Origin of the sequence: Arthrobacter sp. NtRootA1, from assembly GCF_019976975.1 — a bacterium.
Taxonomy (GTDB): Bacteria; Actinomycetota; Actinomycetes; order Actinomycetales; family Micrococcaceae; genus Arthrobacter; species Arthrobacter aromaticivorans.
Genome location: NZ_AP024630.1, coordinates 969,343 through 989,333, shown reverse-complemented (window position 1 = coordinate 989,333; position 19,991 = coordinate 969,343). Strand labels below are relative to the sequence as shown.

Annotated in this window: 18 protein-coding genes and 1 tRNA gene; 6 read left to right on the top strand and 13 right to left on the bottom strand. The window is 62.9% G+C overall.

Annotation, left to right across the window (positions count from 1 at the left end; all coding sequences use genetic code 11):
* Positions 1-16 precede the first annotated feature (16 nt).
* The 9 genes from iolD to LDN90_RS04670 all read right to left on the bottom strand — a co-directional run bounded on the left by iolD (position 17) and on the right by LDN90_RS04670 (position 11,319).
* A complete protein-coding gene (gene iolD / locus LDN90_RS04710; RefSeq protein ID WP_216926172.1) occupies positions 17-1,942 on the bottom strand; it encodes a 3D-(3,5/4)-trihydroxycyclohexane-1,2-dione acylhydrolase (decyclizing) in 1,926 nt (641 codons plus the stop codon).
* A 40-nt stretch (positions 1,943-1,982) separates the two neighbouring features.
* Positions 1,983-2,960: a deoxyribose-phosphate aldolase gene (locus LDN90_RS04705; RefSeq protein WP_223948112.1), complete on the bottom strand. Its 978-nt coding sequence runs from the start codon at positions 2,958-2,960 to the stop codon at positions 1,983-1,985.
* Positions 2,957-3,991: a 5-dehydro-2-deoxygluconokinase gene (gene iolC, locus LDN90_RS04700; RefSeq protein ID WP_223948111.1), complete on the bottom strand. Its 1,035-nt coding sequence runs from the start codon at positions 3,989-3,991 to the stop codon at positions 2,957-2,959. The genes LDN90_RS04705 and iolC overlap by 4 nt, the downstream gene beginning before the upstream one ends.
* 163 nt (positions 3,992-4,154) lie before the next feature.
* Positions 4,155-4,559, bottom strand: a complete 405-nt coding sequence (locus LDN90_RS04695) for a tautomerase family protein (protein ID WP_223948110.1) — start codon at positions 4,557-4,559, stop codon at positions 4,155-4,157.
* Positions 4,560-4,782: 223 nt separating this feature from the next.
* Positions 4,783-5,685 carry a succinate--CoA ligase subunit alpha gene (gene sucD / locus LDN90_RS04690; RefSeq protein ID WP_216926068.1) on the bottom strand — a complete coding sequence of 301 codons (903 nt, stop codon included), beginning with the start codon at positions 5,683-5,685 and terminating at the stop codon, positions 4,783-4,785.
* Between the two features lie 12 nt (positions 5,686-5,697).
* A complete protein-coding gene (gene sucC, locus LDN90_RS04685) occupies positions 5,698-6,867 on the bottom strand; it encodes an ADP-forming succinate--CoA ligase subunit beta (protein WP_216926067.1) in 1,170 nt (389 codons plus the stop codon).
* A gap of 264 nt (positions 6,868-7,131) precedes the next feature.
* Positions 7,132-7,821, bottom strand: a complete 690-nt coding sequence (locus LDN90_RS04680) for a hypothetical protein (RefSeq protein WP_223948108.1) — start codon at positions 7,819-7,821, stop codon at positions 7,132-7,134.
* 23 nt (positions 7,822-7,844) lie between these two features.
* Positions 7,845-10,397, bottom strand: a complete 2,553-nt coding sequence (pcrA, locus tag LDN90_RS04675) for a DNA helicase PcrA (RefSeq protein ID WP_223948107.1) — start codon at positions 10,395-10,397, stop codon at positions 7,845-7,847.
* Between the two features lie 76 nt (positions 10,398-10,473).
* A complete protein-coding gene (locus LDN90_RS04670) occupies positions 10,474-11,319 on the bottom strand; it encodes an inositol monophosphatase family protein (RefSeq protein ID WP_223948106.1) in 846 nt (281 codons plus the stop codon).
* Positions 11,320-11,352: 33 nt separating this feature from the next.
* Between LDN90_RS04670 and LDN90_RS04665 the strand changes: the two genes are divergently transcribed.
* Positions 11,353-11,979 (top strand): hypothetical protein, encoded by a 627-nt coding sequence (locus tag LDN90_RS04665; RefSeq protein WP_223948105.1) that lies wholly within the window; start codon positions 11,353-11,355, stop codon positions 11,977-11,979.
* Here LDN90_RS04665 and LDN90_RS04660 read toward each other — a convergent pair.
* Together LDN90_RS04660 and LDN90_RS04655 are read right to left on the bottom strand one after the other, a co-directional pair.
* A complete protein-coding gene (locus tag LDN90_RS04660) occupies positions 11,918-12,733 on the bottom strand; it encodes a DUF998 domain-containing protein (protein WP_223948104.1) in 816 nt (271 codons plus the stop codon). The genes LDN90_RS04665 and LDN90_RS04660 overlap by 62 nt on opposite strands.
* Before the next feature lie 43 nt (positions 12,734-12,776).
* Positions 12,777-13,571, bottom strand: coding sequence for a hypothetical protein (locus tag LDN90_RS04655; RefSeq protein ID WP_223948103.1), 795 nt, complete (start codon positions 13,569-13,571; stop codon positions 12,777-12,779).
* Positions 13,572-13,677: 106 nt separating this feature from the next.
* Between LDN90_RS04655 and LDN90_RS04650 the strand changes: the two genes are divergently transcribed.
* The 3 genes from LDN90_RS04650 to LDN90_RS04640 all read left to right on the top strand — a co-directional run bounded on the left by LDN90_RS04650 (position 13,678) and on the right by LDN90_RS04640 (position 14,614).
* Positions 13,678-13,750, top strand: a tRNA-Arg gene (locus LDN90_RS04650).
* A gap of 1 nt (position 13,751) precedes the next feature.
* Complete coding sequence (locus LDN90_RS04645) at positions 13,752-14,210, top strand: DUF6314 family protein (protein WP_223948101.1); 459 nt, start codon at positions 13,752-13,754, stop codon at positions 14,208-14,210.
* Entirely contained in the window at positions 14,207-14,614 is a 408-nt protein-coding gene (locus tag LDN90_RS04640) for an NUDIX domain-containing protein (RefSeq protein ID WP_223948100.1), read from the top strand. The genes LDN90_RS04645 and LDN90_RS04640 overlap by 4 nt, the downstream gene beginning before the upstream one ends.
* Positions 14,615-14,678: 64 nt before the next feature.
* On the opposite strand, the gene LDN90_RS04635 is transcribed toward LDN90_RS04640, so the two are convergent.
* Together LDN90_RS04635 and LDN90_RS04630 are read right to left on the bottom strand one after the other, a co-directional pair.
* Positions 14,679-16,595: an ABC transporter ATP-binding protein gene (locus tag LDN90_RS04635; protein WP_216926059.1), complete on the bottom strand. Its 1,917-nt coding sequence runs from the start codon at positions 16,593-16,595 to the stop codon at positions 14,679-14,681.
* A gap of 2 nt (positions 16,596-16,597) precedes the next feature.
* Positions 16,598-18,259 (bottom strand): ABC-F family ATP-binding cassette domain-containing protein, encoded by a 1,662-nt coding sequence (locus LDN90_RS04630; protein ID WP_223948098.1) that lies wholly within the window; start codon positions 18,257-18,259, stop codon positions 16,598-16,600.
* 279 nt (positions 18,260-18,538) lie between these two features.
* Here LDN90_RS04630 and LDN90_RS04625 point away from each other — a divergent pair, with 279 nt between their 5' ends.
* Both LDN90_RS04625 and LDN90_RS04620 read left to right on the top strand, forming a co-directional pair.
* Entirely contained in the window at positions 18,539-19,261 is a 723-nt protein-coding gene (locus LDN90_RS04625; RefSeq protein WP_223948097.1) for a hypothetical protein, read from the top strand.
* Positions 19,258-19,965: a hypothetical protein gene (locus LDN90_RS04620; RefSeq protein ID WP_216926056.1), complete on the top strand. Its 708-nt coding sequence runs from the start codon at positions 19,258-19,260 to the stop codon at positions 19,963-19,965. Before LDN90_RS04625 ends, LDN90_RS04620 begins: the two co-directional genes overlap by 4 nt.
* Positions 19,966-19,991 lie beyond the last annotated feature (26 nt).

The window sequence follows — 19,991 nt, the reverse complement described above, 5'->3', positions numbered from 1 at the left end:
TCTATGTATCTGAGAATCAACCGAGCAGCTTGCGCTGGCGGTTCTTGTGGTCGGTATACGTCTCGTAGGCCTGCTGGGTGGATTCGAGGTCCGAGACCTGGGAGACGGGAACGTCCCACCAGGATTCCGAGCTGGGTGCATCCAGCAGAGGATCGGACTCGACGTGGATGACGATCGGGCCGGTTTCGGGGGCTGCTTTGGCTTCCTTGATGGCAGCGCCGAGGGATTCGATGACGTTCTCGCCCGGTTCGATCCGGATGACCTTCGCACCCAGGGATTCGGCGTTGGTGGCCAGATCGATCGGCAGGTGCTCGCCGGCGTCGAAACTGTGCTGTTCCTTATCCAGCACCCGGTACTGCGTACCGAAACGCTGGGAGCCGAGCGACTCGGACAGTGAACCGATGGAGGCGTAGCCGTGGTTCTGGATCAGGACCACGATCAGTTTGATGCGTTCGGCGACGGCGGTGACCAGTTCGGTATGCATCATCAGGTAGGAACCGTCCCCCACCATCACCACGACGTCCCTGTTTGGACCGCCGGCAGCGGCTTCGGCCAGTGCTGCGCGTTTCACGCCCAGCCCGCCCGGGATTTCGTAGCCCATGCAGGAATAGGCGTATTCCACGTGGTAGCCGAACGGGTCACGGACCCGCCACATTTTGTGCAGGTCCCCGGGCAGGGAACCCGCGGCGCAGATGACCACGTCCTGGTCATCCATGGCCTTGTTCGTGGCTCCGATGATCTCGTTCTGGGCCGGCAACGGCGTGAAACGGGTCTCGAACGCCTCATCCACGATCGCGTTCCAGCGCTTCTTCTCCGCCGCGACCTTCTCTTCAAGGTCAGCACCCACACGATAACCGCCCAGCGCCTGGTTCAGTTTCACCAGGGCCTTGCGGGCATCAGCGACCACGGGGATGGTGGTGCCGTGTTTGTAGGCATCGATCGGGGCCACGTTGATGTTCACGAACTTCACGTCCGGGTTCTGGAACGCGGTGCGGGACGCGGTGGTGAAGTCTTCGTAGCGGGTGCCAATCCCGATCACCAGGTCCGCCTCGGCCGCGATGGCGTTGGCCGCCGTCGTGCCCGTGGAACCGATCGCACCCAGGGAATGCTTGTGATCCCACGGGAGGACACCGACGCCAGCTTGGGTGTTGCCCACCGGAATGCCGGTGAGCTCGGCAAAGGCGGCGAGTTCCTCGTTGGCGTAGGCGTAGAGCACGCCGCCGCCGGCGATGATTAGCGGGCGCTTGGCGGCACGGATGGCCTCCACTGCGCGGCGGATGTCCTCATCCTCGGCCTCGGGACGGCGAATCCGCCAGTCACGCTCGGCCAAGAACTCTTCCGGAACGTCGAGGGCTTCGGCTTGGACGTCCTGCGGCAGCGAAATCGTCACCGCGCCCGTCTCGGCCGGGTCCGTCAGGACACGCAGGCCGTGGTGGAACGCCGAGAACAACTGCTCCGGGCGGGAGACCCGGTCAAAGAACTTCGACAACGGACGGAAGGCATCATTGACCGTGATGTCGTACGCATACGGCAGTTCCAACTGCTGCAACACCGGGTCCGCTGCACGGGTGGCGAACGTGTCGCTCGGCAGCAGCAGCACCGGCAGCCGGTTCGTTGTAGCCAGGGCGGCACCAGTCAGCAGGTTCGAGGAACCCGGACCAATGGACGTGCTGATCGCGAACGTCTGGCGCCGGCGGGTGTGCCGTGCATAGCCAACAGCCTGGTGCGCCTGGGCCTGCTCATTGCGACCCTGGTAGTACGGCATGATGGACGGGTCCGCTGCCTGGTACTGCTTCAAAGCCTGACCAACGCCGGCAACGTTGCCGTGCCCGAAGATACCGAACATGCCCGGAATCAGGCGCTCACGGTACTCCTGGCCACCGATGGAATCCACCGTGTACTGCTTGGAAAGGAACTCGACCACGGCCTGGGCCACGGTCATCCGACGGGTTGCTGTTCCTGTTGAGGTCCGCATGGCGGGGCTACTCCGATACTTTCACTGGAATACGGTCAGACGAAGCGGGCTCCCCCGCAGCAGGCCCAGTCGCGGACCCGGTCGCAGGTCCAGCGTTGTTCAGCAGCGAGGCGGCCGTCGCGACGGCACCCGCCACATCGCCGTCGTGCGGGTACAAAAGCGTGCGGCCCACCGTGAGGCCGCGGACGCCCGGCAGCGCGAGGGCGGCCTGCCAACTGGCGAAGACCTCGTCTTGGGAGCCGTCAGGGTCACCACCCAACAGCACGGTAGGAAGCGTGGTGGAGGCCATGACGCGCTCCATGTCCGCCACCACCGGCAGTTTCATCCAGGTGTAGGCGCTGGTGGAACCCAGGCCCTCGGCGATGCCGACGGACTTGATCACGGCGTCCGCGCGGAGATCGTTGCGGACCTTGCCATGTGCGTCACGCACCGAGAGGAATGGCTCCACCATGGCGATGAGCTTACGTTCGGCCAACGAATCGATGGCCTTGGCGGTCGCTTCAAGCGTGGCCACCGTGTCCGGGTCACCCAGGCAGATCCGCGTGAGCATCTTGCCGCCATCGGCACCGAGTGCCTGTAACGCGGCAGCTGTGTGTCCGGTGAACCGGTCATCGAACTCATTGACCAGACCAGCCAGGCCACCACGGTTCATCGAGCCGAAGATGAGTTTGCCGTCCAAAGCACCCAGCAGAAGCAGGTCATCCATGATGTCCGGTGAGGCAAGGATGCCATCCACGGCCGGGTTGGCGAGGGCGATCTGCAGCCGGTCCAGAAGGTCCCGGCGATCGGCCATCGCCATCGGCTCCGGCCCAACGGACAGGGCGCCGCGCGCCGGATGATCTGCCGCAACAATGAAATTCTGGACACCGTGCTTCAGCCCCGGGTGGCGACGACGGGTGGCAGCCGCGCGTGCGACGGCTTCCGGGTCCTCGAGCCGGATGCGGCTCAAGTGCTCATAGCGGCGGGGGTCATCGTTCAGGCTCAACGGACTGCTCCTTCTGCGAACGTTGGTGCTGCGGGCGCAGGGGCCGCGGCAGGGGAAGCTCCCGGGATGGGCCGGCCGCGTTCCGCGAGCAGCGAGGTGACCTCATCCGGCGTCGGCATCGCATCCGCGCAGGACACGCGGGAGGCAACGATCGCGCCGGAAGCGTTGGCGTAATCCAGAACCTCGGACAGGCTCCAGCCGGACAGCAGCCCATGGCAGAAAGCCCCGCCGAAGGAGTCACCCGCGCCCAGGCCGTTGACGGTTTCCACCGGCACAGGGGCCGAGACGACCCGCTCGGTGCGGGTCTTGGCCATGACACCTTCCGGGCCGAGCTTCACCACGGCAATCTCGACGCCGGCGGCCAGCAGCCGGTCCGCCTGTTCGTCGGGCGTACCCTCCCCCACTGCTACAGCGCATTCCTTGTCGTTGCCGATCGCAACCGTAACGTGCGGAAGGATCCGGGCAACTTGCGTGCGGGCTTCCTCTTCCGAATCCCAGAACATCGGCCGGTAATCCAGGTCCAGGATGGTGAATTGGCCTTCCTTCAAACCAGTCCGGGGACGGGCTTCGTGAGCTGCGATGTGCGCGCTGCGGCTGGGTTCCTGGCAGAGGCCGGTCACCGTGGACCAGAAAATGCCCGCGTCCCTAATGGCATCCAGATCCAACTCTTCGGCTTTGATCTGCAGGTCCGGCGCCGTGGGAAACCGTCCATAGAAGTACAGAGGGAAATCTTCCGGCGGCTTGATCGCGCAGAAAGTCACCGCCGTCGGGTACTCCTTCACGGGGGAGACAAAGGAATCATCAACGTTGAACTTGTGCAGTTCCCGGTGCAGGTAGTTCCCGAACGCGTCATCGCCGGTCCGGGTAATGACACCGGCACGGCGGCCGTGGCGCGCAGCAGCGACGGCCACATTGGAAGGCGAGCCTCCCAAATACTTGCCGAAGGACGTCACGTCCTCCAGGTCCACCCCAATATCGTTCGGGTAGATATCAACGCTGATGCGCCCGATCGTAAGCAGTTCGTGGGTCACGATGATCGTTGACCTTTCTCTTGTGAACTCTGAACCTTTGAGCGCTGGGCCCCAATGCCTTGCCACCCCTTCAGTGAGCGGGGCCACATGACTACTTTGCACCACATTTCATGTCCTGTCAAAGGTTTGTACTGACATATTTACAACATGACACGGACTGCATCTACTTGCGCGGGATGGCCAATTCTCCAGTGACATACTGACTGCGCCCGAAGCCGAAAGACCAGTCGCCGGGCGAGTTCTCCATGTAGCCAATGAAGACATCCTCGCCCTTGACGCCAAGCTCGCCAAGCCCTTCGGTAATGGCTTCAAAGAGTGAGCTCTTGGCCACCTGGGTTCGTCCACCCTGCGTGAAGATCTGGATCATGACCACCTCAAGGCTGCGCTCAAACCCCAGTCCAGCGTCCTGGGCCACAATCTGCCCATTCGGGTGCTCGGTGATGATGTGGAAGTAGTCCCGCTCAGGGATTTCATACTCAGAGACGATTGCATTGTGGATGGCCCGGCTGATGGCGGCCAACTCCTCCGCCGGCCGGCCCTGATTGACGTCGACTCTTACCAATGGCATCTCGCGCTCCTTCGAAGTAGTTTGTCCTGACATACTAACAAATAAAGGCCTTGAAGGTACAGGGCCCCGCAACGCGCGTTAAAGCACGACGGCGACCCCGCCGCCTTCCGTGGGAAAGGTGAGGGGCCGCCGTCGTGCTTGCCTTAAACAGCAACGCGGGGTCACTTTGAGCCCATTCCACACTCGGGAATGGGCCGTAAGTGACCCCGCGTTGCTTTGGGTACTAGAGCGTTGCGAAAACTTCGCGCAGCAGCTTAGCGGTTTCGGACGGCGTCTTGCCGACCTTCACGCCTGCAGCCTCAAGAGCTTCCTTCTTGGCCTGCGCGGTTCCTGCGGAGCCGGAGACGATGGCACCTGCGTGGCCCATGGTCTTGCCCTCAGGAGCGGTGAAGCCTGCAACGTAGCCAACAACCGGCTTGGTGACGTTGGCCTTGATGAAGTCAGCAGCACGCTCTTCAGCGTCACCACCGATTTCGCCGATCATGACGATTGCCTTGGTCTCCGGGTCAGCTTCGAACGCAGCCAGGGCGTCGATGTGCGTGGTGCCGATGATGGGGTCGCCACCAATGCCGATGGCGGTGGAGAAGCCGAGGTCGCGGAGTTCGTACATCATCTGGTAGGTCAAGGTACCGGACTTGGACACGAGGCCGATGGGGCCCTTGCCCGTGATGTTTGCAGGGGTGATGCCAACCAGGGCTTCGCCCGGGGTGATGATGCCGGGGCAGTTCGGTCCGATGATGCGGGTGACCTGGTTGCCCTCGGCGTCAACCTTGGACTGCGCGAGTGCCCAGAACTCGGCGGAGTCCTGAACCGGAACGCCTTCAGTGATGACTACAACGAGGCCGATACCGGCTTCGATGGCTTCAACCACGGCGTCCTTGGTGAATGCCGGCGGAACGAAGACGATGGAGACGTCGGCGCCGGTTTCAGCGATGGCTTCCTTGACGGTGCCAAAGACGGTGATTTCCTTGTCGCCGTGCAGGACCGTGGTGCCGGCCTTGCGGGCGTTGACGCCACCAACAATGTTGGTGCCGGCCTTGAGCATCAGTGCGGTGTGCTTGGTGCCTTCGCCGCCGGTGATGCCCTGAACGATGACCTTGGAGTCTTTGTTGAGGTAGATAGACATTGTCGCGTCCCTTTACTTAGCTGCGTTGGCGAGCTCGGCGGCCTTGTCGGCGCCCTCGTCCATGGTGGCGGCCAGGGTAACCAGCGGGTGGTTGGCCTCGGTCAGGATGCGGCGGCCTTCCTCGACGTTGTTGCCGTCGAGGCGAACGACCAGCGGCTTGTTCGCAGCGGATCCGAGCTCAGCAAGTGCACCCACGATGCCCTTTGCCACAGCGTCACAAGCGGTGATGCCACCGAAGACGTTGACGAAAACGCTCTTGACCTGGGAGTCACCCAGGATGACGTCCAGGCCGTTGGCCATGACCTCCGCAGAAGCTCCACCACCGATGTCCAGGAAGTTGGCGGGCTTGACGTTGCCGTGGTTTTCACCAGCGTAGGCAACGACGTCCAGGGTGGACATCACAAGACCGGCGCCATTGCCGATGATGCCTACTTCGCCGTCCAGCTTGACGTAGTTGAGGTCCTGCGCCTTTGCCTTGGCCTCGAGCGGGTCAGCTGACTCCTTGTCCTCGAGCAGTGCGTGGTGCACGTGGCGGAAGTCGGCGTTTTCGTCGAGGGTGACCTTGCCATCGAGGGCAATGATGTCGCCTGCGCCGGTGCGGACCAGCGGGTTGACCTCAACCAGGGTTGCGTCTTCCTTCTTGAAAACGTCCCAGAGCTTCAGAATGACGTCGGCCACTTTGCCGCGCAGTTCTTCAGCGAAGCCTGCGGCTGCGACGATCTCGTCAGCCTTGGCCTGGTCAATGCCCACAGCGGGATCGATGGCGATCTTGGCCAGGGCCTCGGGACGCTCAACAGCCAGTTGCTCAATTTCCATTCCGCCTTCAACCGAGCACATGGCCAGGTAGTTGCGGTTGGCGCGGTCCAGGAGGACCGAGAAGTAGAATTCCTCGGCGATGTCCGCACCCTGGGCGATCATCACCTTGTTGACGGTGTGGCCCTTGATATCCATGCCCAGGATGTTGGTGGAGTGCTCAAGCGCCTCGTCGGCAGTCTTGGCAACCTTGACGCCGCCAGCCTTGCCGCGGCCACCAACCTTAACCTGTGCCTTTACGACAGTAACGCCGCCGATCTTCTCGGCAGCTGCCTTTGCTTCTTCAGGAGTGTGCGCCACGATGCCGGCGAGCACGGGTACACCGTGCGCTTCGAACATATCGCGCGCCTGATATTCAAACAGGTCCACGGTTTAGTGTCCTTCTACGTCGAAGTAGTTTTCTGTTCAGCCGGGAACCGCGATGACCGCGATAGCCAGCTGCGGAAAGTACGCGGTAACAACCAGGATTGAAGCCGGTCACATTGCGTAAGGTCCTCTCGGAACTTTAGCCCTTTGAGGAGTCCCGCCAGCTACACACTACCTGTTAAGTGAGTAACCTTACACTTCTATCGGCTGTAGAAAACCCGCAGAATGACGCGGTTTTTTGGCCGTTCATCGTCTGCTCGACGGCGATCACGACGCCGGTTCCAGGTTCCCGCTGACCGTTTTCCCGCCGTCGGAAATCAGCTCGTAGCCCGCCCGGCTGACAAAGAACGCCACTCCACCGGAGACATTTCCGCAGGCAACGCCGTCGTTATAGGCGGAGCACCGAAGGCCGTTGCGCTCGATGTTCTGCCCGTCGGCCAACTCGCGCAGCTTGGAAATGGGGCCGCTCCGGCTGCCTTTGGGCCCGAACTCAGACTCCATTTGTGTTACGCCGGAACGACATGAGCCGTAGACAGCCTTATCCGGCGTCAGGAGAACCGTGCCGCCGAGATAACCCAGGCCCGTTCCGGCGCAGTCGTCTGCGACGTCGGTTAACTCAGGTTTGGCGTACTTCGCCAATTCGCAGTGCACCACCGGCACCACGGCAAACTTGTTGTTGGCCGCATCAGAATACGAGTTCGGCTCGTACGGAACGTTGAGGTGACCGCCCCTGGAAGAGGTCATGGCACACACGATGTTGCGGTCCGGCGTCACAAATGCGGTGACGTCCTCGCCGGCGGCCAAGGTGGTCTGCTCGGTAACCGGGACCTGCTTGAGCTGTTCCAGCGGAGGCAACGGCGCCGGCGGAACGTAGTCAGGGTCCTTCGTGGAGAACGAGCAGCCCGAGGCCAACACCATGAGCAAAGCGGCAAGAATCCCCAATACAGTCCGTCGCATGCCACCAATTATGCCGTTATGCGTCAGGCATCGATTTTGGTCAACGGCGCGTAGCGCAATAGCAGGCGCTTCTCACCGACGTCGAACTTCACCTTTGCGACGGTCTTGTCGCCCGAGCCCTCGACTCCCAGCACAACGCCGTTGCCGAAGCTTGTGTGGTTGACCTTGTCCCCCACCACCACGGAAATGACTTCCTTTTGCGGCTGCACCCGGTTGCGTGCGACGGCGGCCGGGACGTCGGCGTCGAAACCGGCGGTTGGGCTGGCGGCAACCCCGCGTGAGGTGCCTGCGCCCCAGAAAGAGCCGCCGTAACGGTTGGAGCCGATGGGAGCATTACCCCAACCGCCCCCTGCCGCTTGCCGGCTCATGCCCTCACGTTTCCAATCCACCAACTCGGCGGGAATCTCCTCCAGGAACTGGCTGGCGGGGTTGTACTGGCTTTGGCCCCACATGCTGCGGACCTCTGAGCGCGTGACGTAGAGCCGTTTGCGTGCGCGGGTGAGGCCCACGTAGGCCAGGCGGCGTTCCTCCGCCAGTTCCTTGGGATCCGTGGCCGAGCGCTGATGCGGGAAGATACCGTGCTCCATGCCGGTCAGGAAGACCACCGGAAACTCCAGGCCTTTGGCCGTGTGCAACGTCATGAGCGTGACAACGCCCATGCGCTTGGCTTCGGCCACCGCGGCGTCAATATCCCCGCCGGGAGCATCAGGAATTTGGTCGGCGTCGGCCACCAGGGAAACCTGCTCCAGGAACTCGCCCAGCGAACCGTCCGGGTTGTCGCGTTCATACTCGCGGACTACGGCCACCAATTCGGCGAGGTTCTCCACGCGGGACTCGTCCTGGGGATCGTTGCTGGCGCGCAGGCCGGCAAGATATCCGGTCTGCTCGAGCACTGCCTCCAGGGCAGCGGCAGCACCAGATCCGGAAGCCACCTCAGCGAGGTCATCCAGCAGCTTCACAAAGCCCAGGACTGCGTTCACAGAACGTGTTGCCATGCCGGGCGCTTGGTCGGCACGGCGGGCCGCGGCCATAAAGGACGTCCGATCGCGTTCAGCCAAGGCAGCCACGGCACCCTCTGCGCGGTCGCCAATCCCTCGCTTGGGTTCATTGAGAACCCGGCGGAGGTTGACGTCGTCGTCAGGGTTTACCAGAACGCGCAAGTACGCCAGGGCGTCCTTGATTTCCTTGCGCTCGTAGAACCGCGTGCCGCCCACGACTTTGTAGGGCAGGCCTACCCGGACCAGCACGTCTTCAATGGACCGTGACTGGGCGTTGGTGCGATAGAAGATGGCGACATCGCCAGGACGCAGCCCTTCCTCGTCCTGAAGCCGGTCGATTTCCTTGGCAATGAACTGGGCTTCGTCGTGCTCGTTCTCCCCGACGTAGCCCACGATCTTCTCGCCGTCTCCCTCTGCCGTCCACAACCGCTTTTCCTGGCGGTTGGGGTTCCGGGAAATTACGGAGTTGGCGGCGGTAAGGATGTTCTGCGTGGAGCGGTAGTTTTGCTCGAGTTTGATGGTGCGCGCGTTGGGGTAATCGGCCTCGAACTCCACGATGTTGCGGATGTCCGCACCACGGAAGGCGTAGATGGACTGATCGGAATCTCCCACCACGGTGAGTTCGCTGGGTTCGACGTCGGTATCGGTTCCCAAGCCAACGATCTCCCTGACCAGCGCGTACTGGGCGTGGTTGGTGTCCTGGTACTCATCGACCAGCACGTGCCGGAAGCGACGGCGGTAAGACTCGGCGAGCGCGGGGAATGCGCGGAACATGTAGACGGTTTCCGCGATGAGGTCATCGAAGTCCATGGCATTGGCTTGGCGCAGGCGCTGGGTGTAGCCCTTGAACACCTCTGCCACGGCTTGTTCGAAGGGGTCATTGTGGTTTGCCGAGGAGACGTAGGAGTCGGCGTCGATTAGCTCGTTCTTGAGTGCGGAAATCTTGTGCTGGATGGCCTTGGGCGGGAACTTCTTGGGATCAAGGTCCAGGTTCTTGGACACAAGGGTGATCAGGCGCAGGGAATCCGCGGAGTCGTAAATGGAGAAGTTCGAGTTCAGGCCCACGTTGGCTGCCTCGCGGCGCAGGATGCGCACACAGGAGGAGTGGAACGTGGAGATCCACATGCTCTTGGCTCTGCCACCTACCAAGGCCTCGATACGTTCGCGCATCTCCGCGGCGGCCTTGTTGGTAAAGGTGATGGCCAGGATTTCGCCGTGGTGCGCACGCTTGGTGGCAATAAGGTAGGCGATCCTGTTGCTCAGCACACGGGTCTTGCCCGAGCCCGCGCCCGCAACGATCAGCAACGGACTGCCGGCGTGCTTCACGGCTTCTTCCTGCTGCGGGTTCAAGCCTTGGAGGAGGGCGTCGGCGGATGGCAGCCTGCGTGCCTCCTGATGACCCCAGGCGCCGGAAGCAGGACTTTCGTTTGTGCCGCTGCTGGACCCACCGCTGCCCTCGCCGAACCGGGCACGGGAAGCACCGCCGCCGGCGTGCGAAAGCTCCGGGGCAGCCTTGGTTGCGGCTTTGGAGCCTGCGTTGAAGGGGCCGTCTGCGTAGGGGTCGAACAACATATCCATGGTGACTACCAGTCTAGGCGGTGCCTCTGACACTCAAGGGCCACCCCAAAGTCAGCCCCGCCCAGGCGATCAAAAACTACGCAAACTGCGGTACAGAGGTGAGGGCGCCACTCAGCTCGCGGACCGCCGTCGGGCCTCCTGCGATGAACCAGTTAAGGCCGTTGACCTGCACGACGGCGGTGTCGCCGCCTGCAGCGCGGACGATCGCCTTGCCGGGGAGCCAGTCCCACTCCGGGCAGCTGTGCTGGAACCAGCAGCCGAGCTCGCCATCAGCCACCCGGCCGAGGTCGCACGAGCCTGACCCGAACATCCGAAGGGATGCAGCAGAAACAGCGGCGGCATGCCAGGGCATGGCAGTGCGTGGGTCCGCCAACCAGGTGGGGTGGATGTAGGTTGCCGCGCAGATTTGGCCCACGGAGAGGTCTCCGGAACCTGAAATGCGTTCGCCATTCAGGCTGGCCGGATGCTCCTCGCCGCCCAGCCAGAGCTTGTCCAGTTCGGGCTGGTAGATAGCCCCAAGCAACACGTCCGGGTCCGCAACCCGGTTGCCGCCGCGATCTGAGTCGTCGCGCTTAAGGGCAATGGCCGAGCACCAGTACGTGGAGCCGTGAAGGAAGTTGTATGTTCCATCCACCGGATCGATCACCCAGGTCCGGCCACTCGTGCCGGCAACAGAAGCGCCTTCCTCGCCCAGGATCCCATCTTCCGGGCGGCAGCGTCGCAATTGTTCCAGGACGTAAGCCTCGGCCGCGTGATCGGCTGCCGTGACGACGTCGGACACTGACGTCTTGCGCGTACCCTGTAGTCCGCCCATCCGCATGAGCAGCGCCAGTTGGCCTGCTTCGCGGACCAGTGCGCTGGCCAATTGGTAGTCATCAAGTGATGGATCGAGTTCAGTTGCGGTGTGCCTGCCGGTGGTCATGGTTCCAGCTTATGTGGCGGGATAATGAATGACATGGCCAAGACACCAGCGCAGCGCATCAAGAAGCACGGAGCCAAGGCAGTGGTCCCCGAACACTCCCTCCCGTCCGTGATCAATCCCACCACGCGGAGGACCCCCGAGAAGGCGCAGAGCAACTCCAAGCTGATCGTCATCGCGGGAGTTGTGGCCAGCCTGTTCCTGTTCTGGTACCTGCACCTGCTCACGCTGAACCAGATGACGCAGCTTTCAGGTGGCCTGGCCATGCCGGATTCGCTGATCGGTGGGTTCTCCCAGGACTATGTCGCTCAGCTTCGCGCCGCGATGGACGAGGCCGCCCGGGGCCAGCTGAACTACGTCCATAAGACTGCGGGCACGCTCTTTCCACTGATCTTCAGCTTCAGTTGGCTCCTGCTGATCGGCACCAACGTTGCGCGCAAAGCGTGGCGCTGGGCAATGTGGGCCGCTCCCCTGCTGTTTGCGGTGGCCCACTTGTGGTCCAACGTCGCCATCGATTCCATGCTGGCTATGGAAACGCCCGACGCCGGTTCGGTTGCCCTGGCGTCCACCCTCACCATTGCGTCGTGGGTACTGTTCCTCATCAGCCTGCTGTGCGGTGCGGCGGCGGTGTTCCTGGGATTGAAGAACGCAAAACAGCCCTGACAGCTTTCCGTTCCCTTGTGACGCGGTGAGCCACTACCAGGCCCACCAAGGACAACCCCAGGATGATCGGATACGCCATGGTGCGCTCGATGGCGCCCGGCTCCTCGACCCGCAACTGCACCGCAAGGACGTAGATGGTTGCTCCCAAGGAAACTACTCCGAACAGCAGCACTATCCACGACATCTGCGTATGCCCCCGCCACACGAGGCCAAGTATCACCAATGACAGCGGTCCGGCGATGAAGTACAGCCCCGCCCCGGTCAGATGCAGCGCGAGGTCAGTGTCCTCGGGGATCAAGCCAACCATCGCCTGGCCTATGCCCGCCACGAGGATCAGTGCCCTGACTCCCCAGGCTGCAATCCAAGGAAATGCCGCTGCGGGTGATGCCATGCTTGGCCGGATCACCCGGGCACCCGGTTCAGCCGCCACAGAGAGGACCGCCGAGCTCAGCAGCACTGCCCCGAGCACCATGGCAACCCCTTGGAGTACGAACGAGGCATTCATCAGCCAATTAAGCGGCGAGCACACCTCGTAACCGTTAAAGGGACCACAGTGGGCAGCGCCAAGGTCACTGATGACGTGGGCACGCCGGTCATAACCTGGATTGCCTTGCCACACAGCCATCGCTGTGGCTTCCACAACGAAATAGTGGATGAGGGTGATCGCGGCCCAACCCCCAATCAGCTCGCGCCGGCCAGCGAGGTCAGGCAGAAGTCCCCGGTCCCCGCCGAGCGGACCACGCGCCGTCGTCATAGCGCCAGAATAGTCCCGGAGTACCGATGGTGCACCCGTTCAGTCAGCGCTGCCTGAGTCGGTTGGCTTTCCGCACGGTGCGCACCCGTTGGGCGATGACCAAGCCGGCAGCAGCCAGGCCGATGGTCACGGGGTAGCCCATCAGCCGTTCCAGTGTTCCGGGCTGGGGCACCTCCATTCCCGTGATCCCCCCAACGATGAGCGCTCCGATACACAAGGAGCCACAGGCTGCGATGAACCAGCTCATCGGGGTCTGCCGGAACCAGAGGATGCCTAGCAGCAGCAATGCGAAGCCACCACCAATGAAGAACATCAGGGCGCCCGCGAAATGCCATGGGGAGCCGACATCCTCTGGCACCAGGCCAACGATTACCGTCCCGCCGCCCGAAACACCCGTGAGTATTCGGATGGCCACAGCCATGATCCAGGGCTTGGCCAAGACCCTGGTCCGGGGTTCTTCGTCGGCCGTGGTGGCGTGGAAGCGCTGGGCATGCACGCCCGGACGCGCTGCCACGCACAAAAGCCCTGCGGTCAGGAACACCGCACCAAGGATCAATGCAAGGCCCTGGACAACAAACGAGGCGTTCATCAGCACATGGAGTGGTGAGCAGACGGCCCGGTCCTCGTAGACGCCGCACGAGGCAGCACCGAGGTCGCTGATGAACCCGGTAGCTCTGCTGTAGGGCTCCGGACCGGCCCAGGCCTCGATAACGGCAGCCTCGGCAACGAAATACTGGACCACGCTCAACTGGGCCCAGCCGCCAATGTTTGCCCGTGTTGCGCGGACATCCGGAAGGAATGTGCCGGTGGTTTCCGGTGGTGTCGCATGCCCTCTCATGACCGCCAGCCTAGCCGTGTTCGGGCACCGGCCCGGCAGCTTGTATGCTTGTAGTCGTGTCCGGCCATGGAGCTCCGTAACGGGACTCCGGGCGATGGACACGCAGGCCCTCGTAGCTCAGTGGATAGAGCACGGCTCTCCTAAAGCCGGTGTCGTTGGTTCGATTCCAATCGAGGGCACTTGAACCACCAGCAGCCCCCACAGGACTTGCGCGGCTATTTGGCTGGCGCGTGGAATGTGGAGCGGACTCTCCTGGACCGGGCCTCCGGCACCCGCGGAACCTTTACCGGCGTCGTGCGTTACACGGAAGGGCCCGACGGCGGCCTCCAGTACCGCGAAGACGGAACCATGCGCTGGCCCACGCACACGGGCGCGGCGTTCCGCGAATATCTCCTCAAGCCAGGCCCTGAACCGGATTCCATGGACGTTTTCTTCCCCGACGGCCGGCCCTTCCATGTCATGAGCTTCGCGGAGCAGGCCAACCAGGACAAACACTGGTGCGACCCCGACGACTACTACGTGAACTACACCTGGGAGGGGCTGGATGCATTCAGTTTCACGTGGGATGTCCGCGGTCCTGCAAAGGATCTGCTGCTTGAATCGCATCTGGTTCGAATCAAAGCCGGGAGGCAAGCGTGAGCGTTACTGATGTGATCGTGGTCAGCGCCGTGTGCGTTTACAACAAGGAGGGCCAGCTCCTGACCGTCCGCAAACGGGGCACGGACAAATTCATGCATCCAGGCGGCAAACCCGAGGCCGGTGAATCCGCCGCGGAAGCTGCAGCCAGGGAATTGTTCGAGGAAGTAGGCATCGAGGTAGCCCCGGAGGACCTCGAACCCCTGGGCGCTTGGCTCGCAGTGGCTGCCAACGAGGCCGCAACCAACATCGAGGCCACAGTCTTCACGGCTCCTGGAACCTGGGAAGCACACCCTTCGGCCGAGATCGCAGAGATCCGTTGGCTGGACCTCGCAGCACCGCTACCCGGGGACCTCGCACCCCTGCTGACGGACCACGTTCTCCCTGCGCTCGCCTCGCCTAAGTAGGAGGTCACCCAAGTAGGTCGCATTTGTGCGCGTTTTGAGCCCTCAAAACGCGCACAAATGCGACTTAGTTGGGCTCCGGGACAGCTTCCTCGGCCACTGCCGTGGCTTCCGCGAACTGGGTCCGGTACAACTCGGCGTAGCGGCCGTCGGCAACAAGCAGCTCGGTGTGGGTGCCGCGCTCCACGATCCTGCCGTCCTCTACCACCAGGATCACGTCCGCGGCACGGATCGTGGACAACCTGTGGGCAATCACGACGGCGGTACGCCCCTCGAGTGCTTCCCCCAAGGCCGCTTGGACTGCGGCTTCGTTGGTGGAGTCCAGCGCGGCGGTTGCCTCGTCAAGAATCACCACGCGCGGCTGCTTGATGAGCAAGCGGGCGATGGTGAGCCTTTGCCGTTCGCCACCGGAGAGCCGGTAGCCGCGCTCCCCTACAACTGTCTCAAGGCCATCGGGAAGGGACCGGATCATGGGTTCCAGGCGTGCCCGCCGGAGCACCTCCCACATGTCCTCTTCCGTGGCATCGGGCCGGGCGAGGCGCAGGTTGGATGCAATGGTTTCGTGGAACAGATGGCCATCCTGGGTCACCATGCCCAGTGCGTCGCGCAGGGAGTCAAACTGAAGGTCCCGGACGTCCACGCCGGTGCCAGGCCCGCGCCCACCAAGGCGCACCGCTCCGGAGTCGACGTCGTACAGGCGGGACAAGAGTTGGGCCACCGTGGACTTTCCTGCGCCGGACGAGCCCACCAAGGCCACCGTCTGGCCCGGCTCAACGCGGAAGCTGACACCGTGCAGCACTTCCTCGCCGCCGCGTGTGTCCAGGGTGGACACGTCTTCCAAGGAGGCAAGGGACACTTTGTCCGCCGACGGGTACGAAAAGCGGACGTCGTGGAATTCCACGGCCACGGGTCCGGACGGAACGGCTACGGCGTCCGGCTTTTCCGTGATGAGCGGCTGCAGGTCCAGGATCTCGAAAACCCGCTCGAAGCTGACAAGTGCGCTCATGATTTCCACGCGCGCGTTAGAGAGCGCGGTAAGCGGCGCGTAGAGACGCGTCAGGAGAAGAGCCAGGACAACTACGTCGCCTGGTGCCAGTTGGCCACCAAGGGCAAGCCAGCCGCCCAATCCGTAAACGAGGGCCAGGGCCAAGGCCGAGACCAAAGTCAGCGCAGTGACGAAGGTGAACTGCAGCATGGCGGTGCGGATGCCGATATCGCGTACGCGGCCGGCCCGGGCAGCAAACTCCCGGGATTCCTCGTCCGGCCTGCCGAAGAGTTTTACCAATGTGGCGCCGGGAGCGGAGAACCTTTCGGTCATCTGCGTACCCATGGCAGCGTTGTGCGCGGCTGCCTCGCGTCGGAGGTCTGCCAGCTTGGAGCCCATGCGCCGGGCAGGTATGAGGAAGATTGGCAGCAACACCATGGCCAGAACGGTGACCAGCCAGGACGTGTTGAGCATGACGATCAGAGTCAAGGCGAGCGCCACCACGTTGCTCACCACGCCGGACAAGGTACCGGCGAAGGCTGACTGCGCCCCGATGACGTCGTTGTTCAAGCGGCTGACCAATGCGCCGGTGCGTGTCCGGGTGAAGAAAGCGACGGGCATGCGCTGCACGTGGTCGAACACGCGCGTCCGGAGGTCCACGATGACGCCCTCGCCGATGGTGGAGGACAACCATCGGGTCACCAGTCCGACTCCAGCCTCGCCAACAGCCACAATCGCAATGAGGACGGCCAGCCAGATCACTGTTCCGACATCTGCCTTGGCAATGATGGCGTCAACCACTTGCCCGGCAAGCACAGGCGTGGCGACGGCGAGGAAGGCGCCTGCGATCGAGGCAATAACGAAGGCTATGAGCTTGCCCTTGTGGGGTGCGGCAAAGCCCAGGACACGTTTCAGCGTCTCCTTCGAGAAGGGTTGCGAGCCGCTCTGGGCACGCGTGATCTTGTGCAGCGAGCTCCAGGCAACGCCATCCATGCTCATGGTTACTTCTCCTGGCCGGGGATGTGGTGAAGCTCCTGGACACGGCCGTTTTCCAGGTGCCAACGCGAATCGAGCCGCACGTTTTCCAGCAAGCGGCGGTCGTGAGTGACGAGGAGGAGCGCACCTTCGTAGCTTTCCAGCGCCTCTTCCAGTTGCTCGATCGCAGGGAGGTCAAGGTGGTTGGTGGGCTCGTCAAGCACCAACAGGTTCACGCCCCGGGCCTGCAGGAGGGCCAGCGCAGCACGGGTTCGCTCTCCCGGCGACAACGAATCAACGGTCCGCGAAGTGTGGTCCGCTTTGAGGCCGAACTTGGCCAGCAGCGTGCGGACGTCCGCACTGTTCCAGTCCACCAGCACGGCTTCGACGGCGTCGCCAAGCTGCCGTCCGGCGTCGAGCAGTCCGCGGGCTTGGTCGATTTCGCCGATGGCGACCGACGCACCCATGGAGGCCTCGCCGTCGTCGGGTTTCCGGGTGCCCAGCAGCAAGCGCAGGAGAGTGGACTTACCTGCGCCGTTGGGCCCGGTGATGCCGATGCGCTCACCGCCGTTGAGTTGCAGGTTGACCGGCCCCAGCGTGAAGTCGCCTTGGCGGACCACCACGTCACGAAGGGTGGCGACGACGGCACTTGAGCGGGGTGCCTGGCCGATGCTGAACTGCAGTTGCCATTCCTTGCGCGGCTCCTCCACCTCGGTGAGGCGGGCGATGCGCGACTCCATCTGGCGGACCTTCTGTGCCTGCTTTTCGGACGACTCGGTACTCGCGGCCCTCCGGATTTTGTCGTTGTCAGGGTTCTTCTTCATCGCATTGCGGACGCCCTGGGAGCTCCACTCGCGCTGCGTGCGTGCACGGGACACAAGATCGGCTTTGGTGTTGGCGAACTCTTCATAGCGTTCGCGGGCGTGGCGCTTGGCGACCGCACGTTCTTCGAGGAACGCTTCGTAGCCGCCGTCGTAGACAGCCACGGAATTCTGCGCTAGGTCCAGTTCCACAACGGTGGTGACGCAGCGAGCCAGGAACTCACGGTCGTGGGAAACCAGAACCACTCCTCCACGCAGGCCCTGCACGAAAGCCTCCAGCCGGGCCAGGCCATCGAGGTCCAGGTCGTTGGTGGGTTCATCAAGAAGGACAACATCGAAGCGGCTGAGCAGCAGGGCTCCCAAAGCAACCCGGGCAGCCTGCCCGCCGGAGAGGCCTGTCATGAGGGCATCGGTGCCAAGCTCAAGGCCAAGATCCGCCAGTACAGCAGGAATCCGGTCCTCCAGGTCTGCAGCACCGGATGCCATCCAGCGGTCAAAAGCCAAAGAGTATGCGTCATCCGTTCCGGGAGCCCCGGAACCAAGGGCCTCGGCGGTGGCTTCCATCTCCGCAGTGGCCTGGGCACAACCAGTGCGGCGCGCAATGTAGGCTGCGATGGTTTCGCCTGCGGTGCGCTCATGTTCCTGGGGCAGCCAGCCAACAAAGGCGTCCGACGGAGCCAGATTGACGGTCCCCTCCTGCGGCTGGTCCACGCCGGAGAGGATGCGCAGAAGCGTGGATTTGCCAGCGCCATTCGCGCCCACCACGCCCACCACATCACCGGGAGCAACGGTGAGGGAAAGCTTCGAAAAGAGCGTGCGGTGGCCATGACCACCGGAAAGATCCTTGGCCACCAGTGTTGCAGTCATTCTCTATTCCTCTCGCAGCGCCATCAGGCGCTCGCGTCTACATCACCAGCGCGGTAAAACAAGCGCGGGTTCACCTACGAAACGCGGCCACACTGCCCGTGATTCCCATGGGCATGGAAAAACCCGCTGGTCCGGACTTGGGGGGTGTACGGACCAACGGGTTCAAGCATCAAGCATAATTCAATGTGGCGTCGGCGTAAAATCAATCCGTACCTTCGCTCCGGCTCCTTTTTGGATCGGCCCGGACTTGCCCGTTTGAAATACCCCAGAAAGCCCTCCATGCCCTTACCGTCCAAGGCGTTCCAACGCTGGCTTCACGGCGTTGCACCCAACGCCAGCACAGCGGACGTCTGCAGGATTTCCGGGATAAAACGGACAACGCTGGCCCAACAACTGGTCCGCGGCAAGGTGGCAGAGTCAACGCTGGTCAGCATTAGCCGGGGCTATCACATCAGTCCTGTGGAAGCCCTGGCCACGTTTGACCTCTATGCAGATCTTCGGGGCGATCCCGTCCCGCCCACGCCTGATGAACTGGTGAGCCAGATTGCAACCATGGATTTGCTGCGCGCGGTAGTGGAACGCAGTGAACCGGGATCCGTCTCTGTCGCAGGACTGTCGCCAACACCGCACCCCACCGCGGTGCGCAACTGGGTGGATGCAATCGACGACGGCGAGTTGCGGCACCGGGTCAGCGAAGCCACCGGCATCGCACCACAGAACTTCTCCGCCCACCTGACCGCCAACAGGCTTCCTCCAGAGCTGGCCATCGCAACCTCGCGGGCCGCCGGCGTCGGGCCAGCGGGCGGGCTGGTTGCTGGAGGGCTGCTCACAGAGGCCGAGGCCGGCTGGTCCCCCAATGGGCGGCAGGAGGCCCTGGACCGGATGACCTTGGGCGAACTGGTGACCCTCGCCGGTGAGAGGCTTCAGGCGCTGGGCAAGACCTTGCGCCGTCAAGAACAAGACCATGAACGAACTGAACGAATTTGGGAGAACCTCGGATGACGGCTGTCCTGCCTTGGGCAACCTTGCTGGTGTGCCTGGCAATCACCATCGCACGGATTCCGAGCCTGCTCAGGGGTGAGAACCGGGTAGTTTTCTACATTTTCGCGCTGATCACCCTGGATATCCTCCTCAGCATCGAAGGCCCGTACCTTGCCATCGATGCCCTGCTCGGCGGAGTTAACGTCACCAACCTGATCCTGCGTTTCCTGCTGTACGGTACGTTCCTGCTGATGGGCATCAAGATTGCCATGGGCTTCGCTTCCACGTCAGCGGAACGAGCCATTCGTGGCCCTTGGGGGCTGGCAGTCCTGGGAATCACGGTGGCATTGACGACGTTTTTCTTTGTCATCACGGACACCCGCGGTTCCACGGCGGGAATGACAGGGCTGACCTGGGGACCATCCATGGAGGCCTATGCGGCCCTGGGCCGCTTCTATCCTGGATACGTATCAGCCTGTTTGCTGCCCGCCATCTGGCGGACCATCGTGGGCCGCTACCCAGCGCTGCTGCGTGCGGCATCGGCCCTGCTGTTTGTTGGCCTGGCGTTGCTGTTGGTGTCTCAACTCTTCCCACTGATCCCGCTGGTGCACCTGTGGCTGCGTTCCCTGATTAACTACTCCGCAGTGCTGGCGACCGCCATTGGGCTGGCCGGGATCTGGTTTTCCAAGGCATTTGCCCGGCGCAAAGCAAGACGCACAGCGTAAGACTTTCACAAAACTATTAGATCGTG

What these genes read in the sequence shown, in the direction of transcription:
- iolD (WP_216926172.1), bottom strand. Translation starts at nt 1,942, where the DNA reads ATGACCGTGGCCCAGGCCGTGGTCGAGTTCCTTTCCAAGCAGTACACG.
- LDN90_RS04655 (WP_223948103.1), bottom strand. Translation starts at nt 13,571, where the DNA reads ATGAGAGGGCATGCGACACCACCGGAAACCACCGGCACATTCCTTCCG.
- LDN90_RS04695 (WP_223948110.1), bottom strand. Translation starts at nt 4,559, where the DNA reads ATGCCATTGGTAAGAGTCGACGTCAATCAGGGCCGGCCGGCGGAGGAG.
- LDN90_RS04660 (WP_223948104.1), bottom strand. Translation starts at nt 12,733, where the DNA reads ATGACGACGGCGCGTGGTCCGCTCGGCGGGGACCGGGGACTTCTGCCT.
- LDN90_RS04620 (WP_216926056.1), top strand. Translation starts at nt 19,258, where the DNA reads ATGACGGCTGTCCTGCCTTGGGCAACCTTGCTGGTGTGCCTGGCAATC.
- LDN90_RS04625 (WP_223948097.1), top strand. Translation starts at nt 18,539, where the DNA reads ATGCCCTTACCGTCCAAGGCGTTCCAACGCTGGCTTCACGGCGTTGCA.
- LDN90_RS04635 (WP_216926059.1), bottom strand. Translation starts at nt 16,595, where the DNA reads ATGAGCATGGATGGCGTTGCCTGGAGCTCGCTGCACAAGATCACGCGT.
- sucD (WP_216926068.1), bottom strand. Translation starts at nt 5,685, where the DNA reads ATGTCTATCTACCTCAACAAAGACTCCAAGGTCATCGTTCAGGGCATC.
- LDN90_RS04680 (WP_223948108.1), bottom strand. Translation starts at nt 7,821, where the DNA reads ATGCGACGGACTGTATTGGGGATTCTTGCCGCTTTGCTCATGGTGTTG.
- LDN90_RS04630 (WP_223948098.1), bottom strand. Translation starts at nt 18,259, where the DNA reads ATGACTGCAACACTGGTGGCCAAGGATCTTTCCGGTGGTCATGGCCAC.
- LDN90_RS04670 (WP_223948106.1), bottom strand. Translation starts at nt 11,319, where the DNA reads ATGACCACCGGCAGGCACACCGCAACTGAACTCGATCCATCACTTGAT.
- LDN90_RS04665 (WP_223948105.1), top strand. Translation starts at nt 11,353, where the DNA reads ATGGCCAAGACACCAGCGCAGCGCATCAAGAAGCACGGAGCCAAGGCA.
- pcrA (WP_223948107.1), bottom strand. Translation starts at nt 10,397, where the DNA reads ATGGATATGTTGTTCGACCCCTACGCAGACGGCCCCTTCAACGCAGGC.